This window comes from Ruegeria sp. Alg231-54 (genome assembly GCF_900143525.1).
Taxonomy (GTDB): Bacteria; Pseudomonadota; Alphaproteobacteria; order Rhodobacterales; family Rhodobacteraceae; genus Ruegeria.
Window position 1 is genome coordinate 103984 of the sequence record NZ_FREZ01000007.1, and the last position, 22932, is coordinate 126915.

At 58.7% G+C, this 22932-nt stretch carries 23 protein-coding genes; 10 read left to right on the plus strand and 13 right to left on the minus strand.

Annotated features, from left to right (window positions below; genetic code table 11):
• Positions 1-92 precede the first annotated feature (92 nt).
• Positions 93-659 (minus strand): TlpA disulfide reductase family protein, encoded by a 567-nt coding sequence (locus DHN12_RS13905; protein ID WP_108860741.1) that lies wholly within the window; start codon positions 657-659, stop codon positions 93-95.
• Positions 660-680: 21 nt separating this feature from the next.
• Here DHN12_RS13905 and argH point away from each other — a divergent pair, with 21 nt between their 5' ends.
• The 5 genes from argH to DHN12_RS13925 all read left to right on the plus strand — a co-directional run bounded on the left by argH (position 681) and on the right by DHN12_RS13925 (position 6382).
• The gene (gene argH, locus DHN12_RS13910) at positions 681-2069 is read left to right on the plus strand and encodes an argininosuccinate lyase (protein WP_108860742.1); all 1389 of its coding nucleotides are present in this window, start codon (positions 681-683) and stop codon (positions 2067-2069) included.
• Complete coding sequence (locus tag DHN12_RS13915; protein ID WP_058273686.1) at positions 2069-2251, plus strand: hypothetical protein; 183 nt, start codon at positions 2069-2071, stop codon at positions 2249-2251. The genes argH and DHN12_RS13915 overlap by 1 nt, the downstream gene beginning before the upstream one ends.
• 82 nt (positions 2252-2333) lie before the next feature.
• Entirely contained in the window at positions 2334-2483 is a 150-nt protein-coding gene (locus DHN12_RS24625; protein ID WP_186437433.1) for a hypothetical protein, read from the plus strand.
• Positions 2484-2536: 53 nt separating this feature from the next.
• Positions 2537-3802 (plus strand): diaminopimelate decarboxylase, encoded by a 1266-nt coding sequence (gene lysA / locus DHN12_RS13920; RefSeq protein ID WP_108860743.1) that lies wholly within the window; start codon positions 2537-2539, stop codon positions 3800-3802.
• Positions 3803-3838: 36 nt separating this feature from the next.
• Positions 3839-6382, plus strand: coding sequence for a TIGR02302 family protein (locus DHN12_RS13925; RefSeq protein WP_306418405.1), 2544 nt, complete (start codon positions 3839-3841; stop codon positions 6380-6382).
• A gap of 6 nt (positions 6383-6388) precedes the next feature.
• Here the strand turns inward: DHN12_RS13925 and DHN12_RS13930 are convergent, their stop codons facing one another.
• Positions 6389-7120, minus strand: a complete 732-nt coding sequence (locus DHN12_RS13930) for a zinc-ribbon domain-containing protein (protein ID WP_108860744.1) — start codon at positions 7118-7120, stop codon at positions 6389-6391.
• Between the two features lie 184 nt (positions 7121-7304).
• On the opposite strand from DHN12_RS13930, the gene DHN12_RS13935 reads away from it, so the two are divergent.
• The 4 genes from DHN12_RS13935 to DHN12_RS13950 are packed head-to-tail and all read left to right on the plus strand — an operon-like array spanning position 7305 to position 10210.
• On the plus strand, positions 7305-7982 hold the full coding sequence (locus DHN12_RS13935; protein WP_058273548.1) for a cell division ATP-binding protein FtsE: 678 nt from the start codon (positions 7305-7307) through the stop codon (positions 7980-7982).
• Positions 7979-8878 (plus strand): ABC transporter permease, encoded by a 900-nt coding sequence (locus DHN12_RS13940; RefSeq protein ID WP_108860745.1) that lies wholly within the window; start codon positions 7979-7981, stop codon positions 8876-8878. Before DHN12_RS13935 ends, DHN12_RS13940 begins: the two co-directional genes overlap by 4 nt.
• On the plus strand, positions 8878-9618 hold the full coding sequence (locus DHN12_RS13945) for a 1-acyl-sn-glycerol-3-phosphate acyltransferase (protein ID WP_108860746.1): 741 nt from the start codon (positions 8878-8880) through the stop codon (positions 9616-9618). Before DHN12_RS13940 ends, DHN12_RS13945 begins: the two co-directional genes overlap by 1 nt.
• A complete protein-coding gene (locus DHN12_RS13950; RefSeq protein ID WP_108860747.1) occupies positions 9605-10210 on the plus strand; it encodes a pyridoxamine 5'-phosphate oxidase family protein in 606 nt (201 codons plus the stop codon). Before DHN12_RS13945 ends, DHN12_RS13950 begins: the two co-directional genes overlap by 14 nt.
• Before the next feature lie 8 nt (positions 10211-10218).
• Here DHN12_RS13950 and DHN12_RS13955 read toward each other — a convergent pair whose 3' ends face one another.
• Complete coding sequence (locus tag DHN12_RS13955) at positions 10219-10812, minus strand: NAD(P)H-dependent oxidoreductase (RefSeq protein WP_108860748.1); 594 nt, start codon at positions 10810-10812, stop codon at positions 10219-10221.
• Between the two features lie 102 nt (positions 10813-10914).
• Here DHN12_RS13955 and DHN12_RS13960 point away from each other — a divergent pair, with 102 nt between their 5' ends.
• Positions 10915-11493, plus strand: coding sequence for a TetR/AcrR family transcriptional regulator (locus DHN12_RS13960; protein WP_108860749.1), 579 nt, complete (start codon positions 10915-10917; stop codon positions 11491-11493).
• A gap of 20 nt (positions 11494-11513) precedes the next feature.
• Here the strand turns inward: DHN12_RS13960 and lpdA are convergent, their stop codons facing one another.
• From lpdA to mdh, 10 genes are all read right to left on the minus strand, one after another.
• Complete coding sequence (lpdA, locus tag DHN12_RS13965) at positions 11514-12902, minus strand: dihydrolipoyl dehydrogenase (RefSeq protein ID WP_108860750.1); 1389 nt, start codon at positions 12900-12902, stop codon at positions 11514-11516.
• 89 nt (positions 12903-12991) lie between these two features.
• Complete coding sequence (locus DHN12_RS13970; RefSeq protein ID WP_108860751.1) at positions 12992-13381, minus strand: MAPEG family protein; 390 nt, start codon at positions 13379-13381, stop codon at positions 12992-12994.
• 84 nt (positions 13382-13465) lie between these two features.
• A complete protein-coding gene (locus tag DHN12_RS13975; RefSeq protein WP_108860752.1) occupies positions 13466-13735 on the minus strand; it encodes a hypothetical protein in 270 nt (89 codons plus the stop codon).
• Between the two features lie 2 nt (positions 13736-13737).
• The gene (gene odhB, locus DHN12_RS13980) at positions 13738-15252 is read right to left on the minus strand and encodes a 2-oxoglutarate dehydrogenase complex dihydrolipoyllysine-residue succinyltransferase (protein ID WP_108860753.1); all 1515 of its coding nucleotides are present in this window, start codon (positions 15250-15252) and stop codon (positions 13738-13740) included.
• Positions 15253-15255: 3 nt separating this feature from the next.
• Positions 15256-18213 (minus strand): 2-oxoglutarate dehydrogenase E1 component, encoded by a 2958-nt coding sequence (locus DHN12_RS13985; protein WP_108860754.1) that lies wholly within the window; start codon positions 18211-18213, stop codon positions 15256-15258.
• Positions 18210-18752 (minus strand): DUF805 domain-containing protein, encoded by a 543-nt coding sequence (locus tag DHN12_RS13990; RefSeq protein ID WP_108860755.1) that lies wholly within the window; start codon positions 18750-18752, stop codon positions 18210-18212. The genes DHN12_RS13985 and DHN12_RS13990 overlap by 4 nt, the downstream gene beginning before the upstream one ends.
• Positions 18749-19246 (minus strand): DUF805 domain-containing protein, encoded by a 498-nt coding sequence (locus DHN12_RS13995; protein ID WP_159090034.1) that lies wholly within the window; start codon positions 19244-19246, stop codon positions 18749-18751. Before DHN12_RS13995 ends, DHN12_RS13990 begins: the two co-directional genes overlap by 4 nt.
• A gap of 122 nt (positions 19247-19368) precedes the next feature.
• Positions 19369-20250, minus strand: coding sequence for a succinate--CoA ligase subunit alpha (gene sucD / locus DHN12_RS14000; protein WP_108860757.1), 882 nt, complete (start codon positions 20248-20250; stop codon positions 19369-19371).
• An 83-nt stretch (positions 20251-20333) separates the two neighbouring features.
• The gene (sucC, locus tag DHN12_RS14005; RefSeq protein WP_108860758.1) at positions 20334-21527 is read right to left on the minus strand and encodes an ADP-forming succinate--CoA ligase subunit beta; all 1194 of its coding nucleotides are present in this window, start codon (positions 21525-21527) and stop codon (positions 20334-20336) included.
• 363 nt (positions 21528-21890) lie between these two features.
• Positions 21891-22853, minus strand: a complete 963-nt coding sequence (mdh, locus tag DHN12_RS14010) for a malate dehydrogenase (protein WP_108860759.1) — start codon at positions 22851-22853, stop codon at positions 21891-21893.
• Positions 22854-22932: the final 79 nt, after the last annotated feature.

Genomic DNA, 22932 nt, shown 5'->3' on the forward strand with positions numbered 1-22932 from the left:
CGTCGTCTCCCCTTCCTTCAGGTTGCAAACGAAAACCGGCCCATCTGGGCCGGTTTCAGCATAACACAAAACGTTCAGGAAGGCCTGATGCTTCAGCTGTTGCCCTCGACAAGGGTTGAAACGATGGCCTTGGCGCTGTCCGAATTCCACTCGGCATCGCCAATCAATCGAGCAATCTCATTGCCGTCGGGATCCAGAATGACGGTGATTGGCAGGGCGATCACGCCCATTTTGCGTGCAACTGCCGATTGGGGATCCTGATGACGTGGCAGGTTGTCGATGCCGTTTTCCTCGAAAAACTTTTTGATCCCGGCTGGCGAGTTGCGCCCGGTGGCCAGTGTCACGACCTCGAACTTGTCGCCGCCGAATTCTTCTTGCAGTTCGGCGATCTGGGGCATTTCCTTGCGACACGGCGCGCACCAGGTGGCCCAGAAGTTCAGCAGAACATACTTGCCCTTGTAATCCGCAAGCGTCGCGGTGCCGCCGTCATCCTCAAGCTGAAATTCAATTGCTTCGACTGGCTTTGGCTCTTTGTGCAGGATCAGTCGTTTTAGGGAGTCCTCCCGGAGCGGTGCCAGAGTTTCGGCATCCGTGGCGAAAGCCGCGTTTGCACCCAACGCAAGGGCCATATAAAGGGGGATCAGACGAAATAGGCGCATATCAACTCCGGGTTTTCTTACATGACCGATCAATCTTCGAACCAGATGTGGGGCGGCCGCTTTGCCGCCGGTCCAGACGCGATCATGGAGGCGATCAACGCCTCGATCGGGTTCGATCAGCGGATGGCAGCCCAGGACATTGCAGGCTCGCGTGCCCATGCCGCCATGCTGGCTGCCACAGGTGTTATAACTGATAGTGATGCGCAGGCTATTCGGGAAGGGCTGCTCACCGTTTTGTCAGAAATCCAGAACGGAGAATTTCAGTTCTCGACTGCGTTGGAAGACATCCACATGAATGTCGAGGCGCGCCTGAAAGAGGTGATTGGCGAACCCGCAGGTCGATTGCACACAGGCCGTTCGCGTAATGATCAGGTGGCGACCGATTTCAAACTTTGGGTCCGCGATCAGTTTGATGCGGCTGTATCCGGCCTGCTGGCCCTGATCCGCGCGCTTTTGGCGCAGGCTGAGGCCGGGGCCGATTGGGTCATGCCGGGCTTTACCCATCTGCAGGTGGCGCAGCCCGTCACATGGGGCCATCACATGATGGCCTATGTCGAGATGTTTGGTCGCGATCTGTCCCGTGTCCGCGATGCACGCGCCCGGATGAACGAATCCCCCTTGGGTGCTGCCGCGCTGGCTGGAACGTCCTTCCCCATCGATCGTCAGATGACGGCTGAGGCGCTGGGCTTTGACCGCCCCGCCGCCAACTCGCTGGACGCCGTCAGCGACCGTGATTTCGCGCTGGAATTCTTGTCGACCGCCTCAATCTGCGCTGTACACCTGTCGCGTTTTGCCGAAGAGCTGGTGATCTGGTCTTCAGCCCAGTTCCGCTTTGTTACGCTGTCCGACCGGTTCTCGACCGGTTCGTCAATCATGCCGCAGAAAAAGAACCCTGATGCCGCGGAACTGATCCGTGCCAAAGTGGGTCGGATTTACGGTGCGAATACTGCGCTGATGATGGTGATGAAGGGCCTGCCTCTGGCGTATTCAAAGGACATGCAGGAAGACAAGGAACAGGTCTTTGACGCCGCCGACAACTGGATGCTGGCTCTGGCCGCGATGGAAGGCATGGTCAAGGACATGACGGCCAACCGCGAAAGCCTTGCTGCCGCCGCAGGGTCTGGTTTCTCGACCGCGACCGATCTGGCCGATTGGCTGGTTCGTGTGCCGGGCCTGCCGTTCCGCGACGCGCACCATGTCACCGGATCGCTGGTCGCCATGGCCGAAAGCAAGGGCTGTGACCTGCCCGATTTGACACTGGAAGACATGCAATCGGTCCACGCGGACATCACCGACAATGTCTATTCTGTCCTTACCGTCGAAAATTCGGTAAACTCACGCCAGTCTTATGGTGGCACAGCGCCGGATCAGGTGCGTGCCCAGGTCAAGCGGTGGAAGGCGCTGGTGTGATGCAGATACTACGTGTGGTGCTTCTTATTTCGGCCGGGGCTCTTCTGGCCGGCTGTGGAGCGGACGGCGAACCCATCCAACCCACGATGAGCGCAAATATCGGTGTTGGCAGCAGCGGCACCTATGGCGGTGTCGGGGTCGGCCTGCGACGCGGCGGGGTCGGCGTTTTCCTGGGGCTGTAGTCGTCGATAGCAATCTCGCATTACCATGCCTATTTGAACGGCATAGTGGCTGAGCGCCAAATTCAAAAAAGAAGTCAAGACAATGAAAATCATCGGCCTGATCCTCTCGCTTGTCGTGCTGGCAGCCTGCGACCCAACGTATAAACCCCGCCCCGAGCCCGCAGAGACATCAACCGGGAACGGCATCAAAATCTCTGGCTATGGCCGGGTCGGTGTTTCCACATCGAACTGATCTTGCGCGGAATCCATTGATCCGCGTGGCCATTTTGGTCTAAGCGCGCAGTCATGGATCACTTTCTCTACAGCGACGGCGCGCTATACGCCGAGGATGTCCCGATTTCTGAAATCGCAGCTGCGGTCGGAACACCATTCTATGTTTACTCCACCGCGACGTTATTGCGGCATTTCCAGCTGTTTGACGATGCACTGGACGGCATGGATCATCTGGTCTGTTATGCGATGAAGGCGGCCAGCAATCAGGCGATCCTGAAGACGCTGGCACAGGCCGGTGCGGGGATGGACGTGGTTTCGGGCGGGGAATACCTGCGTGCCAGGGCGGCGGGCGTACCGGGCGACAAGATCGTGTTCTCGGGCGTTGGCAAAACCGCGGATGAGATTCACGCTGCGCTGAGCGGCGGCATCCGCCAGTTCAACGTTGAATCCGAACCCGAGATGGAAGTGATCAACGCTATCGCGTTGGAACTCGGGGTGGTTGCACCGATCACCGTTCGGGTGAACCCGGATGTTGACGCAAAAACCCACGCCAAGATCGCGACTGGCAAGTCCGAGAACAAGTTTGGCATTCCGATCACCCGCGCATCTGAGGTCTACGCCCACGCTGCCAGCCTTCCGGGGCTGGAGGTGATCGGTATCGACGTCCACATCGGCTCGCAACTCACCGAGTTGGAGCCGTTCGAGCTGGCCTACACCAAGGTCGCCGAACTTACCGAAAAGCTGCGGTCCGAGGGCCACAATATCCGCCGCCTTGACCTGGGCGGGGGATTGGGCATTCCATACACCCGCGCCAATGACGCACCACCGTTGCCGGTGGAGTATGGCGCGTTGATCAAGAAAACGCTGGGCCATCTGGGCTGCGAGATTGAAATCGAACCCGGGCGTCTTATTGCCGGTAATGCGGGTTTGATGGTCAGCAAAGTGATCTACGTGAAATCTGGTGAGGGCCGTGATTTCTTGATCCTCGACGGGGCGATGAACGACCTGATCCGCCCGGCGATGTACGAGGCGCATCACGATATTGTGGCCGTGCAGGAACCCGCTCCGGGCGTCGAACAGCAACCCTATGACATTGTCGGCCCGGTTTGCGAAAGCGGCGATACATTTGCCAAGGAACGCAACATGCCGCCCCTTTCACCGGGCGATCTGGTCGCGTTCCGCAGCGCCGGGGCCTATGGCGCAGTGATGTCCAGCGAATACAATACCCGCCCTCTGATCCCCGAGGTTCTGGTGCACAGGGATCAATTTGCAGTTATTCGTGAACGCCCAAGCTTTGACGAAATCATAAACCGCGATACCATACCTGAGTGGCTTTGACGCGATAGGCGCGTGGGCCCGATCAGGAGGCCCGCCTTGCGCGCAAAACACAACCTGCCGATCCCAAGACTGTCCCTGTGGCTGACGCACGCAGGGATGCTGGCCGAGCAGTTCTTGCGTGCATTTTGGCCGTTTTTCTCGGTTTTGATGGCAATTCTGGCGGCTTTGATGCTGGGTTTGCAGGACGAGGTCCGCGTTGAAATCGTCTGGGGCGTGGGCGCTGTCGCACTGTTGGGGCTGGCCGCTACGCTGTTTGTTGGTGCAAGGCGATTCCATTTCCCTTCACGGGCCGAAGCGCTGATGCGGCTGGACGCGGCGATGCCGGGGCGGCCTATCCAAGCTTTGATAGATGATCAGGCCATCGGCGCGATGGACGCGGATTCCGTTGCACTGTGGCACGCGCACCAAAATCGGATGGCACGACGTGTTGCGCAGGCGGAACCTGTCAAACCCGATTTGCGGCTGGCGGATCGCGACCCCTATGCGCTGCGCTATTCGGCACTGCTTGCGCTGGTAATCGCAGCGATGTTCGGGTCGTTCTGGCGCATCGGCTCGGTGGCTGAGATGACGCCGGGCGCTGCCGTGGCAGGGCAAGGCCCCAGCTGGGAAGGCTGGGTTGAGCCGCCGCGTTACACCGGGCTACCGACGCTTTATCTGGCTGATCAATCCGATCCAACACTGTCTGTCCCGCAGGGCAGCCGGATCACTCTGCGCTTCTACGGAGAAATCGGCGCGCACAGTTTGACGGAAACCACCACGCCTTTGGGCACTGAGGCGGCCACCGAGCCGGAGCAGGATTTTGTCGTCGAACGCTCGGGCCAGTTCAAAATCGACGGCCCATCGGGCCGCGACTGGGCGCTGAACGTCGTTGCGGATACCCGCCCACAGGTGGCCGTGGCGGGTTCCGCCGAGTCCGAGGCCGGCGGTCAGATGAAACTGCCATTTGCTGCCAGCGATGATTATGGCGTGGTATCCGGCTCGGCTGTGATCGAATTGGATCTGGCCTCAGTCGACCGGCAGTATGGTCTGACGGCTGCGCCTGAGCCGCGCGAGGTCATAACGGTTGAACTACCCATGCCGATCACCGGCGACCGTGCGGATTTCACCGAAGATCTTATCGAGGATTTTTCACAGCATCCATGGGCGCATTTGCCGGTAAAAATCACTTTGATGGCCCGAGACGCGGCGGATCAAGAGGGGCAATCCGAGCCTTATGCGACTGCGCTGCCCGCCCGTCGGTTCTTTGATCCGCTGGCGGCTGCCGTAATCGAACAGCGCCGCGATCTACTGTGGACGCGCGAAAACGCGACCCGGGTTTCGCAGATGCTGCGGGCGGTATCGCACCTGCCCGAAGAGCTTTTCCGGTCCGACACCGCCTATCTGCGCTTGCGCGTGATCCTACGACGGTTGGAAATGTTCAACGAGTACGGCCTGAAACAGGAACAGCAGGCAGAAATCGCTGAGGCGCTTTGGGAGCTAGGCGTTCTGATCGAAGACGGCACTCTTGCCGACGCGCTGGAGCGTATGCGCCGCGCGCAGGAACGTTTGACTGAGGCGATGAAAAACGGTGCCACTGATGAAGAGATCGCCGAGTTGATGCAGGAACTGCGCGAGGCAACGCAGGACTACATGCGCCAATTGCAGCGTCTGGCGCAGGAAAACGGCGATTTCGACGAGAACCAGCAAGGTCAGGACGGCGAGTCCATGCAAATGACGCAGGACGACCTGCAGCGCATGATGGACCGTATACAAGAGCTGATGGAACAGGGCCGCATGGCCGAGGCGCAGCAGGCGCTGGAAGAGTTCCAGCAGATGATGGAGAATATGCGCGTTACCCAGGGACAGGGTCAGGGGCAACAGTCTGAAGGCCAACAGGCGATGGAAGGATTGGCCGAAACTCTGCGCGAACAGCAGGGTCTGAGCGATCAGGCCTTCCGTGATCTGCAGGAACAGTTCAACCCTGGCGCGCAAGCCGGCGAAAGCCAGGGCAACGAAGGCCGTTCGGGTGGGCAGGGCCGGGGTCAAAGCCATGAAGGGCAGGGCGGTCAGGGTCAGGGGACTGACGAACAGGGCGGCGGCCAGCAAGGCCAGGGGTCACTTGCAGATCGCCAGCAGGCCTTACGCGATGAGCTCAATCGGCAGCAGCAAGGATTGCCCGGTACCGGAACCCCCGAAGGTGACGCCGCGCGCGATGCGCTGGACCGTGCCGGGCGCGCGATGGAGGGAGCCGAAGAAGCCCTGCGCGGAGATGATCTGGCCGAAGCAATCGACCAACAGTCCGAAGCGATGGAGGCCCTGCGCGAGGGCATGCGATCCCTGGGCGAAGCGCTGGCACAAAACCAGCAGAACCAGCCGGGCCAAGGTTCGCAGGAAGGCGACATGCAAGCCGACAACCGTGATCCGCTGGGCCGCAGCCCGGGGGCCAATGGCACAATCTCAACCGATGAAAACCTGCTGCAGGGTGAAGATGTCTATCGCCGCGCCCGCGAATTGCTGGACGAAATTCGCCGCCGGACTGGGGAATCGGATCGCCCCCAGATCGAACTGGAATACCTCAAACGCCTGTTAGAGAGGTTCTGATCTAAGTCAGTTCTGAGAAGTGCCAGACCCGGTCTGTGCCTCAAGCCACAAACGCGCCTGATCCACCAGAGAGACATAGCTGTTGAGAACCGGATCAGCCTGCGGCACCGCTTCGGAAATCTTCTGAGAATTGCTGTAGATCAGCAACAGGATCACGCCGACAACCAGAATCAGCAGGAACCCGCGCCGGAACCCACCAGACTTGCGGGGCGGGGGAATGTCTTCGTCCAGCTTTGGCAGGGGGTCGTCGCTGCGCAGGCTGGAATTGATCGCCTCGACATCCGGCAACGCGTCTTTCTGACCGAAATCCTTTGCGGTTTCTGTCGCGATCAAGTCCTTAGCGGCTTTTTCCACTTCGGGCGGCGCGTCGAGTGCCAAATCGGTCTGCGTCTCAAGGCCGCCGCCTTCGTGGGCGCGCAGGTCTGCTTCGCGGGCCGCTTCTTCCTTGAGGATGTTGGCAACCGCCGGGTCGACATTGCCGGTCGAGGAAGCTGCGGCAGGTTCAGGCTCTGATTTGGGCTCTTCGACAGGTTTCGCGACAATCTCTGGCGTTTCCGCCTTTGCCGCGGGTTCGTCCGCGGGCGGTTCCGGCTTTTCCGGTTCAGATGCAGTTTCGGGGTATTTGGCCTGAAACCAAGTCTTTTCGCAGTTGGAACACTGCACATCGCGGCCTTCCTCGGGAATGACCTCGTCTGGCACTTCGTACTGAGCACCACAATTCGGACAAGTAAGACGCATGCTGCCTCCCGGTCGGGGGCCCGACCTGATAATAGTTTTTTCAGGGATGTTATTCCGTTAAGACCTGACCGCAAAGGGTGTTTTCGGTTTCACACGGCAAGTGTCACCAATTCGACCCGGTGCAGGCATTGAAACCACAACCGCGCTCGGGCAAGAAGGGCGGCAACAATAATTGGGGGCCCTTGTGATCGAGCTGGAAAACGTCAGCTACACCTATGGTGATGGTGAGTTGCTAAGCGACGTGTCGCTTCAGTTGCAGCCGGGGTCGTTCCATTTTCTGACCGGTCCGTCCGGTGCGGGCAAGACGACCTTGCTCAAGCTATGTTATGGCGCGTTGCTGGCCACATCAGGACGGATGACCGCATTTGAGCAGGACATTGCACGCCTGGACCGAGATCAGATGGCGCTGCTGCGTCGCCGGATCGGGGTCGTGCATCAGGATTGCCGATTTCTGGACCATATGACCTTGGCTGAAAACGTCGCTTTACCGTTGATGGTGTCCGGCAAAGGCGAGAATGCGCAGAAAGAAGACCTGCTGGAATTGCTGAACTGGGTCGGGCTGGGCACACGGCTCGATGCGCTTCCTCCGGAACTTTCCGGGGGCGAACGTCAGCGCGCGGCGTTGGCGCGGGCGGTTATCTTGTCGCCGGACGTTGTGCTGGCCGATGAGCCGACCGGCAATGTGGATTGGGAAATGTCCCAGCGATTGCTACGCCTGCTGGTCGAGTTGAACAAGATGGGCAAGACCGTGCTGATCGCGACCCATGACCTGAGCCTGATCCGCGCGGCCAAAAGCCAGGTTCAGGCCCGTGTCCTTCGGATATCGCAGCGCCAGATTCAATTGGCGGGGGCGGATCTATGAACAAGGGCACCATCCGCAGCATGCTGGTGCGCGACAAACGCGCAGATCGGGTTGTTCCGCCATCCGGCTACACGGCGCAACTGACCCTGTTCGTTTCCGGCGCGATGGCCTTTTTGGCCGTTTTCGCGCTTGCGTTGTCGCTGGCATCGGGCCGGCTGGCCGACCGTTGGGCATCGGAACTGGCAGGGGCTGCCACTTTGCGTATTAACGCGCCCGCCGAACAGCTTTCCGCCCAGACCGAGGCCGCGCTGACCGTGCTGGCCCAAACCCCAGGCGTTGCGTCGGCACGCGCCCTGACCGCAGAGGAACAGGTCACGCTTTTGTCCCCGTGGTTTGGTCCTGATTTGCCGCTTGATACGCTGCCTATTCCGCAACTGATAGAAATCATCGAGGGCGAACCGGGTCTAGATACCGCTGGCTTGCGCTTGCGACTTGGTGCCGAAGTGCCCGGCGCCGTGCTGGACGACCATTCACGCTGGCGCGAGCCGCTGGTTGAGGCGGCAAACTCGCTGCGGCGATTGGGCTGGGTGTCAATCCTGCTGATTGGCGGTGCAACCGCGGCGATGATCACGCTGGCGGCCAATGCCTCACTCGCGGCCAATGCGCAGATCATCGAAGTCCTGCGTCTGGTCGGTGCCCGTGATCGTTTTATCGCCAGCGCATTTGTACGGCGGTTCACATATCGCGCTTTCTTCGGTGCGCTGGTCGGCGTGCTGTTCGGCATGACCGGTGTTCTGCTGTTGCCCGAAGCCTCAGTTGAAGGCGGGTTTCTGACTGGATTGGGTTTTCAGGGGGTTGGCTGGCTGTTGCCTGCGCTGATACCTCTGCTGGGGGCTGCGGTGGCGTTCTTGGCCACCTGGACAGCGGCCGTGCGCAAATTGAAGGAGCTTTCGTGATGGCTACAGCGATCCAATGGGTGCGCTCTTTGATCTTCATGATCGTGATTTATGCGTGGATGCTGATCCTTGGTATCGTTTTCGCGCCCTACGCGCTGTTTACCAAACGCGGGGCTTTGCAGGCATGTAAAACCTACGCGCGATCGACGATCTGGTTGGCCAGCTGGATGGTTGGCATCCGTTGTGAGGTCCGCGGAAACGTTCCAGAGGACGAGGTCGTGATCGGAGCCAAACACCAGTCCTTTCTGGACATCATCATGATCTTCAGCGCCATTCCGCACGGCAAGTTCATTATGAAAAGGGAACTGCTGTATACCCCGGTTATCGGTCTCTATGCCCGTCGCCTTGGGTGTATACCGGTTGATCGCGGCAGAAAGGGTGCTGCCGTCGCCAAGATGGTCAAAGACGTGGCTAAAGAGTTCTCTGAGCCCGGGCAGCTTGTGATTTACCCGCAGGGCACGCGCGTCGCACCGGGGGCGAAGAAACCCTACAAGGTCGGGACAGCGGTTCTGTATGAAGGACTGGGCTTTCCTTGTGTGCCGGTTGCGACGAATGCCGGTGTTTTCTGGCCGCGTACCGGGGTTATGCGCAAACCTGGTCTTGCAATCGTCGACTTTCTTGACCCGATCGAACCGGGTGTAGGGCGGGATCAGTTTCTTGGGCGGCTGGAAGACGTGATCGAAACACGATCCAATGCATTGATGCGAGAAGTGGGGTTTGAACCGGATGGAGCTCATTAAGAACATCGAAACGCTTGAGGCGCTCTACGGCACACCGGGCGCGCCTTCACTGCGCAAAGTGGCCAGACAGTTCACACCGCTTTATCGCAAATGGATCATGGCGTCGCGCCTGTGCATCCTCAGCACCGTTGGGCCCGAGGGTGTCGATGGCAGCCCGCGAGGTGACGACGGCCCGGTTGTACTGGAACTAAATCCACACACACTGGCGATGCCCGACTGGCGCGGAAATAACCGGCTGGACAGTCTGCGCAATATCGTCCGCGACCCGCGAGTGTCGTTGATGTTCATGGTGCCGGGGTCCAACAGTGTCGTGCGGTTGAATGGAACGGCGCATGTGACGGCTGATGAAGATTTGCGCGCGCGGTTCGAAAAGCAGGGCAAAAGACCAGCAACAGTAATCGTTATCGAAATCACTGAGATTTACACCCAATGCGCCCGCGCCTTGATGCGGGCCCGTACCTGGGTCAGTGGCGACGAGACCGCGCATGTGCCGACCGTCGGTGAAATCCTCGCCGAGGCGTCGGACGGCGAGGAAGGCGGCACGCAATATGATCGGGAATGGGGTGCGCGCGCCGCGAAGACGATGTGGTAGGCGCGGGATCAGGCTGCCGCGGCACCAATCCGGGCTACCTTTGATATCCAGCGGTCCACGCTGCCGGGTTTGGGATAGCTGGCGCCCGAAAAGTAAGTGAACCGGGTCGGTTTGAAACCGACAAATCCCAGAATCTGATCGCGGATCTGGCGGATCAGTGCTTGCCTGTAGATGAAACGCATGAACCAACCCGGCGTGTCAGAGGTAAGGATGACCCGCGCCGTGCGCCCTGTCAGCATAGGTGCTGGAAAGCCGATCCTTGTAGTATTCCGCGTGTCGAAGGTGCGTCCGGGAATGAATGCCCGGTCAATCAAACCTTTCAGCTTGGCCGGCAAGCCGCCCCACCACATCGGCGCCGTCAGGACAAGGTGTTCGCTCCATTCAAAATCCTGCAGCACTTGTTCCAATGCGGGTTCCAACGGTTTGAAGTCCTCATAGTTTCCCTGACCGAAGTCATGGTCAAATTGCAGGTCGCTTAGGTGAATCATGCGAACGTCGTGCCCCTGTTGTTTGGCCGCGTCGGCATAGGTTTCTGCAAATGTTCGGGACAGGCTGGTTTCGCCTGGGTGTCCGTCGAGGATCAGGATTTTCTTAGGGTGCATCGCGAATCTCCAAAAATGACCGTGGTCAGTTTATAATTGAAAAAAATGACCACGGTCAATTACAAAATTTGACCACGGTCAAAAAACATGCGAACAGAGCATATGCAAAAGACAGTTCAAAAGAGAACCCTCAAAACGCGCGCCCGATTAATCGAGGCCGCAGAGGACGTTATCGAAAGAAACGGCTATCAGGCTTTGCGGGTGGAAGACGTGGTTCAGGCAGCCGGGGTAGCAAAGGGAACCTTTTTTTCGCATTTTCGGGACAAAGACGCGCTAATGGAAATGCTGATTGGTGAGAGGCTGGTTGCCTGTTTCGATCAGGTCGAACAAGGTCCTGTCCCACGCACGGCCCCCGAAATCGCCGATGCCCTGCAACCGATCCACGCCTTCATGACGTCCGAGCGCTATGTGTTTGATCTGATCATTCGGTACTCAGGCGCTACGGCAATCACCGAGATCGGGCCCATAGCGCGCTGCTTCGAACGCTATGTCCGACTGGTCGCTGGTTGGTTGGAAACCGCGAAGGTGCGCAAGGACATTTCCCCCGACCTGCTGGCCGAGGGGGTTCAGGCTTTTGCTATTCAGTCAATGTCGCTGAAGTTCTGCGCTCTGCATGAAGCAGAGAGTTTTTCAGACAGGTTGGAAATCTATCTGGATGCATGGTTAACCCCGGCAAATTGAAGGATGCCAGGGTTGTTGTCTCAGCTGTGGATTGGTCCGTCACCGCAGGCCAAGGCTGCCTCACGCACGGCTTCCGAATAAGTTGGGTGGGCGTGGCAGGTCAGGGCCAGATCCTCGGCCGAGGCGCCGAATTCCATCGCTACGCAGACTTCATGAATCAAATCGCCAGCGCCCGGGCCGATGATGTGACACCCCAGAATGCGGTCGGTTTCCTTGTCGGCCAGGATTTTGACAAACCCATCGGTCATCAAGTTCGCCTTGGCGCGGCCGTTGCCAATGAACATGAACTTACCGACCTTATAGGCGCGGCCCTGTTCTTTCAGCGTCTCTTCGGTTTCTCCCACATTGGCAACCTCGGGCCATGTGTAGATCACACCCGGGATGACGCCGTAGTTTACGTGCCCATGCTTGCCCGCAACCTGCTCGGCTGCGGCCATACCTTCATCTTCGGCTTTGTGTGCCAGCATGGGGCCTTCGGTCACGTCACCGATGGCGTAAATGCCCGGCACGTTGGTCTGCCAATCGGCCCCCACCTTGATCTGACCACGCGGTGTCATTTCAACGCCCAAAGCTTCCAGACCCAAACCATCCGAGTACGGTTTGCGTCCAGTGGCGACCAGTACTGTATCAGCCTCGATCACATGTTCGCTGTCATCCTTGCGCAGCTTGTAGGTCACTTTGGCCTTGGTCTTGGTGGCTTCGGTCTTTTGAACCGCAGCGCCCATGACAAATTTCAGGCCTTGTTTCTTCAGGATCCGCTGGAATGTCTTCTGCACCTCAGGGTCCATGCCGGGAGTGATCGCGTCGAGGAATTCGACCACTGTCACCTCAGCGCCCAGGCGCTGATAGACCGAGCCCAGTTCCAGCCCGATCACACCTGCACCAATCACCACCAACTTCTTTGGCACCTTGTTCAGCGACAGAGCGCCGGTCGAAGTCACCACAACCTTTTCGTCAACATCGACGCCGGGCAGCGAGGACGGTTCGGACCCGGATGCGATGATGATGTTCTTGGCGGTGTGAACCTCGTCGCCCACTTTGACCTGACCCGCGGCAGGTATCGAGCCCCAGCCTTTCAACCAGTCGATCTTGTTTTTCTTGAACAAGAACTCGATACCCTTGGTATTGCCGTCGATCGTTTCCTGCTTGTAGCCCTGCATCTGTTTCCAATCCACTGAGGGGCTTTTGCCCTTTAGGCCCATCTTGGCAAAGTTATGCTCGGCTTCATGAAGCTGATGGCTGGCATGCAGCAGCGCCTTCGAGGGGATACAGCCCACGTTCAAGCACGTTCCGCCCAGAGTTTCACGCCCTTCGACGCAGGCAGTCTTCAGGCCCAGCTGAGCGCAACGGATGGCGCAAACATAGCCGCCGGGGCCTGATCCGATTACGATAACGTCATAATTTGCCATGTGTCAGGTCCTTATCGTTTACGGGGATGGCGACATTTGTATGCGCGCCAGGGCGTTTCCCCATTACTTTATCCACGCCAGCGACTGAATCAAAAGACAGCCGCCAGCAACATTACGGTGTTGGCCAACAAGCCAACGATCCAAATCACGGTTCGCCAAGGCGTCCAGCCCAATGCGTAGGCGGGGACATAGAGGAAACGGGCGATCAGGTAGATCCAGCTACAGGCCGCAGTGAGCCCGTTCGACTGGCCCGAAACCGTCACAACAAGCGCCGCAATTGCGAACAGAACCAAACCCTCAGTGTGATTGCTGAGTGCACGATGTAGACGCCCCGAAATCCCCGGTTTGTCAAAGGGGATATCCCGCGGGCCAATCGCAAGGCCAAGGTCAATCTTTCCGTGTCCTGCAGCCAGATAGACCACGAATTGCGCGACCCAAAGTAATGCGGCAAGGGTCAGGACGGTTAGTTCCGTGGTCATCCAGTGGTTCCCTTTGAGCAGTCGAAAGTCATCGCGTTACCCGTTCGTGCGGCGCCCCCAATGGAGAGGCGCAGCCTCATGCTTTCAGACAGGGTCCAGAACCTTGGTCTGGACATGTGCCACGCCACCACGTTCGTGGTGCATGGCCAACTCTTCGGATTCGATGAAGCTCTGGGCCCGGTCGAGATCGGTGATCTCGAACAACGCGACCGCGTGGTCCTTTCGATCAGGGTCTTTCCAGATATGGAGGTCGCGGATGCCCGCGGCCTCTCTCATCGGTTTGTCTTCTTCAAACACCTTCAGCCAGACATCAAAGTCGGCCACGTCAGCTTGCCAGAGTACATGTGTTGCCATGATTACAGATCCATTAGCAGGCGGCGCGGATCTTCCAGCGCCTCTTTCACACGTACAAGGAACGTCACCGCGCCCTTGCCGTCAACAATCCGGTGGTCATAGGACAGTGCCAGATACATCATCGGGCGGATCTTGATCTCACCATTGATGACCATCGGACGGTCCTGGATCTTGTGCATGCCAAGGATACCCGACTGTGGCGGGTTCAGGATCGGTGACGACATTAGCGAGCCATAGACACCTCCATTCGAGATGGTGAAGGTGCCGCCCTGCATTTCGGCCATGCTCAGTTTGCCGTCGCGGGCGCGCTTGCCCTTTTCGGCGATGGCCTTCTCGATATCCGCGAAGGACATGCTGTCGGCGTCGCGGATGACAGGAACGACCAGACCCTGCGGCGTACCGGCGGCCACGCCCATGTGCACGAAGTTCTTGTAGACGATGTCCGTGCCATCGATCTCGGCGTTGACTTCCGGAACCTCTTTCAGCGCGTGGCAGCACGCCTTGGTGAAGAAGGACATAAAGCCCAGTTTCACGCCGTGCTTTTTTAGGAACAGCTCTTTGTATTCATTGCGCAGGCCCATCACCTCGGTCATGTCCACCTCGTTGAAGGTGGTCAGGATTGCCGCGGTGTTCTGTGCATCCTTCAAACGCTTGGCGATGGTTTGGCGCAGGCGGGTCATGCGCACGCGCTCTTCGCGGGCGGCATCCTGTGCTGCAACCGGTGCCCGAGGCGCTTGCGCTTGCGCTGGGGCGGCCGCCGCAGGTGCCGGGGCTGCAGCCGCTGTCGCTGCGCGGGCAACATCCTCTTTCATGATCCGACCATCACGACCGGTGCCGGTGACCTGGTCCGCGGAAAAACCGGCCTCTGCCATAGCCTTTTCGGCGGATGGCGCGTTGGCGATGTCCTTGCCGATGCTTGCTGCTGCTGCGGGGGCTGCCGCCGCAGGTGCTGGAGCGGCGGCGGACCCTGCCGCTGCGCCCGAAATCACCGCCAGTTTCGCCGACGCCTCGACTGTCGCGCCTTCGGGGGCAACAATTTCTGCCAGAACACCCGCAGCCGGGGCCGGAACCTCGACCGAGACCTTGTCGGTTTCCAACTCACACAGCATCTCGTCCTGCGCGACGCTGTCGCCGACCTGTTTGAACCATGTCGAAACGGTCGCTTCGGTCACGGATTCACCCAAGGTCGGCACCATGACGTCAACACTGCCGCCAGACGCCGCCGGAGTTGCCGCAGCCGCCGGGGCCGGCGCGGCTGCCGGGGCAGGAGCTGCGCCTTCACCTGCAACGATGGTGGCCAGCAACGCATCAACGCCAACGGTTTCACCTTCGGCGGCGACGATTTCGCCCATCACGCCAGCGACAGGAGAGGGGACTTCGACGGTGACCTTGTCAGTCTCCAACTCACACAACATTTCATCAACCGCGACGGCGTCGCCGGGTTTTTTGAACCATGTCGCAACCGTGGCTTCGGTAACCGACTCGCCAAGCGTGGGAACTCGAACTTCAATGGACATCGATTATTTTCCTTCAATGCTCAGCGCTTCGTCGACTAGCGCTGCTTGTTGGGCTTTGTGTTGGCTGGCCAGACCCGTCGCGGGAGAAGCCGATGTGGAGCGGCCGACATAACGTGGCCGAGTGTGCTTGGCGCCGATGCGGGTCAGAACCCATTCGATATTCGGTTCGATAAAAGTCCAGGCACCCTGGTTCTTGGGTTCTTCCTGGCACCAGATCATTTCGGCACCCTTAAAGCGCTCAAGCTCGTTGATCAGCGAATGCGCCGGGAAGGGATAGAACTGCTCAATCCGCATCAGATAGACGTCGTCGATGCCGCGCTCGTCGCGTTCTTCGAGCAGATCGTAGTAGACCTTGCCGGAACACATCACCACGCGTTTGACCTTGTCGTCCTTGACCAGCTTGGTGTCCGAGTTTCCGTGTTGTGCATCGTCCCACAGCACGCGGTGGAAGCTTGAACCGGTGGTGAACTCTTCTGCTGTGCTGACTGCCAGCTTGTGGCGCAGTAACGATTTGGGCGTCACCAGGATCAGCGGCTTGCGGAAGGTCCGGTGCAGCTGACGGCGCAGGATGTGGAAATAGTTCGCAGGGGTCGTGCAGTTGGCCACGATCCAATTGTCCTGGCCACACATCTGCAGGAACCGTTCCAGACGCGCTGACGAGTGTTCAGGCCCCTGACCTTCGAAGCCGTGTGGCAACAGGCAAACCAGACCAGACATGCGCAGCCATTTGCTTTCGCCCGAGCTGATGAACTGGTCGAACATGATCTGTGCGCCGTTGGCGAAATCACCAAACTGCGCTTCCCACAGGGTCAGTGCATTTGGTTCCGCCAGTGAGAATCCATATTCAAAGCCCAGCACCGCATATTCGCTGAGCATCGAGTCGATTACATCGTATTTCGACTGGCCCTCACGAATGTTGTTCAGCGGATAGTACCGTTCTTCAGTTTCCTGATGTATGAAACCCGAGTGACGCTGACTGAACGTCCCGCGCGTCGCATCCTGCCCTGAAAGGCGCACCGGATAGCCTTCGGTCAGCAGCGAGCCAAAGGCCAGAGCCTCACCAGTCGCCCAGTCAAACCCTTTGCCGCTGTCGAACATCTGTTTCTTTTGATCCAGAAGACGCGAGACGGTACGGTGCACTGCGATATCTGCTGGTGTGTGGCTCAGCGCGTTGCCAATCTGCGCCAGCGTTTCCGGTTTAATTGCCGTGTCGCCGCGGACATATTCATCTTTGTTCTTGTCCAGATGCGACCAGCGCCCGTCCAGCCAGTCAGCCTTGTTGGGCTTATAGTCTTTGCCCGCCTCGAACTCATCATTCAGATGCGCCTGGAAGGCGGCCTTCATATCCTCGATTTCGCCTTCGGGGATAAGGCCGTCTTTCACGAGACGCTCGGTGTACAGCGACAGCGTGGTCTTATGCGTCTTGATCTTCTTGTACATGATCGGGTTGGTGAACATGGGCTCATCGCCCTCGTTATGTCCGAACCGGCGATAGCAGAAGATGTCGATGACCACGTCCTTGTGGAACTTCTGCCGGAATTCGGTCGCAACCTTGGCGGCATGCGTTACCGCCTCGGGATCGTCGCCATTCACGTGGAAAATCGGTGCCTCAACCATTAGGGCTATATCGGTGGGGTAGGGGCTGGAGCGGCTGAAATGCGGCGCGGTGGTAAAGCCAATCTGGTTGTTCACCACGATATGCATCGTGCCGCCGGTCTTATGACCCTTAAGGCCGGACAGGCCAAAGCCTTCGGCGACAACACCTTGACCCGCAAAGGCCGCATCGCCGTGCAGCAGGATGCCCATCACCTTGGTCCGGTCTTCGTCACCCAACTGATCCTGTTTGGCGCGAACCTTGCCCAGAACAACCGGGTTCACAGCCTCAAGGTGTGAGGGGTTTGCAGTCAGCGACAGATGGACACTGTTGCCATTGAATTCACGGTCGCTGGACGCGCCGAGGTGGTATTTCACATCGCCGGAACCATCCACATCTTCGGGTTTGAAGCTGCCGCCCTGGAACTCGTTGAAGATGGCGCGATAGGGCTTGCGCATCACGTTGGCCAGAATGTTCAGGCGACCCCGGTGAGGCATGCCGATGACGATGTCGCTGACACCCAGAGCACCGCCGCGCTTGATGATCTGCTCCATCGCGGGGATCAAGGCTTCGCCGCCGTCCAGACCGAAGCGCTTGGTGCCCATGTATTTAACGTGCAGGAACTTCTCGAAGCCTTCGGCCTCGACCATTTTGTTCAGAATCGCCTTGCGGCCTTCCTTGGTGAACTGGATTTCCTTGCCATATCCTTCGATCCGTTCTTTCAGCCAAGCGGCTTCTTCCGGATTTGAGATATGCATGTACTGCAGCGCGAACGTGCCGCAATAGGTCCGTTTTACGATCTCGACAATCTGGCGCATGCTGGCCATCTGCAAACCCAGCACGTTGTCGATAAAGATCGGACGGTCCATGTCGGCTTCGGTAAAGCCATACGTTCTGGGGTCCAATTCCGGGTGGGTGCTGGCGGCCCGCATGCCCAACGGGTCCAGATTAGCAGCCAGATGGCCCCGGATACGATAAGCCCGGATCAACATCAACGCCCGCAGACTGTCCAGCACCGCGCGTTTGATCTGGTCTTCGCTGACCTGAACACCCTTGGCCACGGCCTTGTCCTTGATCTTATCGCCCGCGGCCTTGGCGTCGATTTCGGCCCATTCACCCGTCAATGCACCAGTCAGATCATCCGTCGGCATCGGAGGCCAGTCGGTCCGCGCCCAGGACGGCCCTTCGGCCTCGCGCTGGACGTCCGGCGTGGCGTCGCCCATTGCCCCGAAAAACTCGACCCAGGCCGCATCTACTGCGTTCGGGTCCTTGGCGTACTGGGCATAAAGCTGCTCCAGATATTCAGCATTATGCCCCTGCATAAAGCTTGAGGCATGAAAGGCAGAGTTGGGCGTGTGTTCGGTCATTGGGCTACCTCTGTTGGGTTGGGACCGTATTGGTTGGTGCCTGGCTGGCTGGGGCGGGTCAGCCACCACAGAACCAGGAGGGGCGACACAAACAAAACAAGCAGTGTCGGAATGACGATTAGCAGCGTGGCGCGGGTGAACAGGATGTCCAGACTGCCACCATGCTGGAAATGAGATGCGAGTCCGATGCCGAAAATCAGCACCGCAAACGCGCCGACAATCAACAGGATCGGAAGCAAGGCGAAAAACCCGCTGCGCCCGGTGTCATGCATCCGTCGCCACGCGACGGCCAGATGCGGGATGAACACGATCAAGCCTACGATGCTTTGCACCGGCTGGTTGGACGTTGCAGTGACTTGTTTGATTTCATCGGTCTGCGTCGTGGCAACCTGTGCGAAGAACTGCCAATCGATGACCCCGGCGATAAAGCTCCAGATCACGATGAACAGGAAAAAGAACCAGTATTCGGGCCGCGAGGCGCGACCCGAGAAGGTGAAGAACTTGGCGAAACAGGTGCGGATGGCGTCAGAGAAGGTCATGCGGGCACATCTCCACATGGCACGCCAAATCGATTACTCTTGGGCTCAGACGCAACAAGCATCATTCCTACGATGTTTGCTGTTACCATCACACTCGCTACGAGTGCCGCCAGAAAAACTGGCCCTAGGGTCAGGTATGCTAAGATCAGCCACAAAATCGGCCCACCTATCAGCAAACTAAACCCCAAGAAGACCTGATATCCGAGCCAGACGAGGATAATCAATAGGAAAGGATACACGGCCTGGTGACCCTCTTCGCCAGTATCCTGTAGCCGTCGGCTCATAGCAGAGAGCAAAGGGAGAAAGGCCACCATCACCAAAAGCAACTGCCCAATTCCCCAGCTCAAGGAAACGCTCCATTCAAGGTTCATTGCTACAGCTACGGGCAGCATAGTGGCCACTGGCGCGAACCACCAAAACTCGGCGCGGGGAGCCCTGCCCGAGAAGACGAGCGCTTTTCGAAAACCAAACGATATGGCTTGTTTAGGTCCCATCAAGGCCATCCTGCCCAGCGACACTGCCAGGCAGCGCCCGACCGCTCCAATGGGCGGGCGCTTCGCACCCACCCGCGTTCGGGCGTTGACCTGAGCACATATGCGCCATGGGCAATCACTGCTTACCCAATCGCTTCCAGCACAGCCTCACCCAGCTGCGCCGGGCTTTCGGCCACGACGATACCGGCACTGCGCATGGCTTCGATCTTGTCCTCGGCACCGCCTTTGCCGCCGGCGACAATCGCGCCCGCGTGGCCCATACGGCGGCCCGGAGGAGCCGTGCGACCCGCGATAAAACCAGCAGTCGGTTTAGAACGGCCCTTCTTGGCCTCATCCGCCAAGAACTGCGCGGCTTCTTCCTCGGCCGAGCCACCGATCTCACCGATCATGATGATTGAGTGGGTTTCGTCATCCGCCAGAAACCATTCCAGCACGTCGATATGCTCAGTCCCTTTGATCGGGTCACCGCCGATGCCCACACAGGTGGACTGACCCAAGCCTACGTCTGTTGTCTGTTTCACAGCTTCATAAGTAAGCGTACCCGAGCGGGAAACGACACCCACGCTCCCGCGTTTGTGAATATGGCCGGGCATGATGCCGATCTTGCAGGCGTCGGGCGTGATCACACCAGGGCAGTTCGGCCCGATCAGGCGCGAGTTCGAGCCTTCTAGCGCCCGCTTCACCTTCATCATGTCCAGAACCGGGATGCCTTCGGTGATGCAGACGATCACTTCCATCTCGGCATCAATCGCTTCGAGGATCGAGTCCGCTGCAAACGGCGGCGGCACATAGATCACGCTGGCATTGGCTTCGGTCACATGCTTGGCCTCGTGGACCGAGTTGAACACGGGCAGGTCAAGATGGGTCATCCCGCCTTTGCCGGGGGTCACGCCGCCGACCATCTTGGTGCCATACGCGATGGCCTGTTCGCTGTGGAATGTGCCCTGCGAGCCAGTAAAGCCCTGACAGATCACTTTGGTATTTTCGTCGATGAGGACTGCCATTTGGCATTCTCCTGTTTTAAGCGGGCCTGAGCCTGCCTGAATTCGTCGGAAAGGTGGGCAAATCCCACCCCACGGAATTGGGATTAGCCTTTGACGGCCTTCACGATCTTCTCGGCACCGTCTTTCAGGTTGTCCGCTGCGATCACGTCCAGGCCAGAGGTGTTGATGATCTCTTTGCCCTTCTCAACGTTCGTGCCTTCCAGACGCACGACCAGCGGAACCTTGAGGCCGACCTCTTTCACCGCAGCGACAACGCCCTCGGCGATGACGTCACAGCGCATGATGCCGCCGAAGATGTTGACCAGGATGCCTTTGACCTGCGGGTCAGAGGTGATGATCTTGAACGCCTCGGTCACTTTCTCTTTGGTGGCGCCACCGCCCACGTCGAGGAAGTTGGCAGGCTCAGCCCCATACAGCTTGATGATGTCCATGGTCGCCATCGCCAGGCCGGCACCGTTGACCATGCAGCCGATCTCACCATCCAGTGCGATGTAGTTCAGGTCGTACTTAGAGGCTTCCAATTCCTTGGGGTCTTCCTCGGTTGTGTCGCGCAGCTCGGCGATATCGGGGTGGCGGTAAACCGCGTTACCGTCAAAGCCGACCTTGGCGTCCAGCACCTTGAGGTCGCCCTTGTCGGACACGATCAGCGGGTTGATTTCCAGCATCTCCATGTCCTTCTCGACGAAGGCGGCGTACAGCTGGCTCATCAGTTTGACGCACTGTTTGACCTGCGTGCCCTCCAGCCCCAGCGAAAAGGCGATGCGGCGGCCATGATAGGGCTGATAGCCTGTTGCCGGATCGACCGAGAAGGACAGGATTTTCTCGGGCGTTGCAGCAGCAACCTCTTCAATGTCCATGCCACCTTCTGTGGAGCAGACGAACGAGATGCGGCTGGTCTGGCGATCCACCAGCAGGGCAAGGTACAGTTCACGTTCGATGCCGGAACCGGCTTCGATGTAGATGCGGTTGACTTGCTTGCCCGCGGGGCCGGTTTGATGCGTGACCAGCGTACGGCCCAGCATCTTCTTGGCTTCCTCGGATGCTTCTTCCACCGACTTGGTCAGACGAACACCGCCTTTTTCACCGGCGTCAGCCTCTTTGAAGGAGCCCTTGCCGCGACCACCCGCGTGGATCTGTGCTTTGACAACCCAGAGCGGGCCATCCAGTTCACCGGCTGCGGATTTGGCTTCCTCAGCGCGCAGTACCGCGCGACCTTCGGAGACCGGAGCGCCATAGCTGCGAAGAAGCGCTTTGGCCTGATATTCGTGAATGTTCATCGAAACTGTCCTGTCTGACTGCGTTACACCGTTATAGGGGGGGCTAGGGGGCAAGTTTAAAGGGTTTTTTGACAGGGAAGCAGTTTTTCACGAAGATTTTCATTATTTGTGATCACGGTTTTTTTAGGTGTGATCACAAAAGGCAATGAAGGTCACCCCTTTGATTCGTCGTCGGTGACGGCCTTTAGAATAAAGAGAGAATTCAGCTAGCGCTAAACCCAGCCGGTTTGCCGAGACGGTGGATTCAAACGTCTACATGGCAGCTGTGCCGGTGACATGTCGATTCAATGGCGCCGTAATCGTCCAAAGAAAAACCCGGCTCACCAATGGTGAGCCGGGTTCTGAATTACCGCTGCAGAGGGATCAGGCCAGCGAGCCGTCGATGCCCTTGCACGCTTCGATCAGGCCTTTGACGGCGTTGACCGAATTGTCGAACCCGGCTTGTTCGTCTTCGTTCAGCTTGATGTCGACGATCCGTTCGACACCACCGGCACCAATCACGGTGGGTACGCCCACATAAAGACCGTCTACGCCCAGCTCACCGCTGCAATATGCAGCGCACGGCAGAACGCGTTTCTGGTCTTTCAGATAGGCTTCGGCCATTTCGATCGCCGAAGTTGCAGGCGCGTAGTAAGCTGAGCCAGTTTTCAGCAGGCCAACGATTTCGGCACCGCCATCACGGGTGCGCTGAACGATGGCGTCCAGCTTGTCCTGCGAGGTCCAGCCCATCTCGACCAGATCGGGCAGGGGGATGCCTGCTACGGTCGAATAACGCACCGACGGCACCATTGTGTCGCCGTGGCCGCCCAGAACAAACGCGGTGACATCGCGCATCGAGACGTTGAACTCTTCCGACAGGAAGTGTGCGAAACGTGCCGAGTCCAGAACGCCAGCCATGCCACAGACTTTGTTGTGCGGCAGGCCCGAGAATTCACGCAGAGCCCAGACCATCGCGTCCAGTGGGTTGGTGATGCAGATCACGAACGCGTCGGGCGCGTGGGCTGCAATGCCTTCGCCAACCGACTTCATGACTTTCAGGTTAATGCCCAGCAGGTCATCGCGGCTCATGCCGGGTTTGCGGGCGACCCCAGCGGTGACGATGCAGACGTCTGCGCCTGCGATGTCCGCATAGTCGCTGGTGCCGGACATGGCTGCGTCGAACCCTTCCGAAGGGCCTGATTCAGCGATGTCGAGCGCCTTGCCCTGCGGCAGCCCGTCTGCGATGTCGAACAGGACTACGTCACCCAGTTCTTTGACAGCTGCGAGGTGCGCAAGCGTGCCGCCGATGTTCCCAGCGCCGATAAGCGCAATCTTGGGTCTGGCCATTTGGAAAATCTCCGGTCGGAATTGAAATCGCGGCTGTGCTAGTCGCTAAATGGCTTTCGCGCAAGTGTTCAGCGGCGCG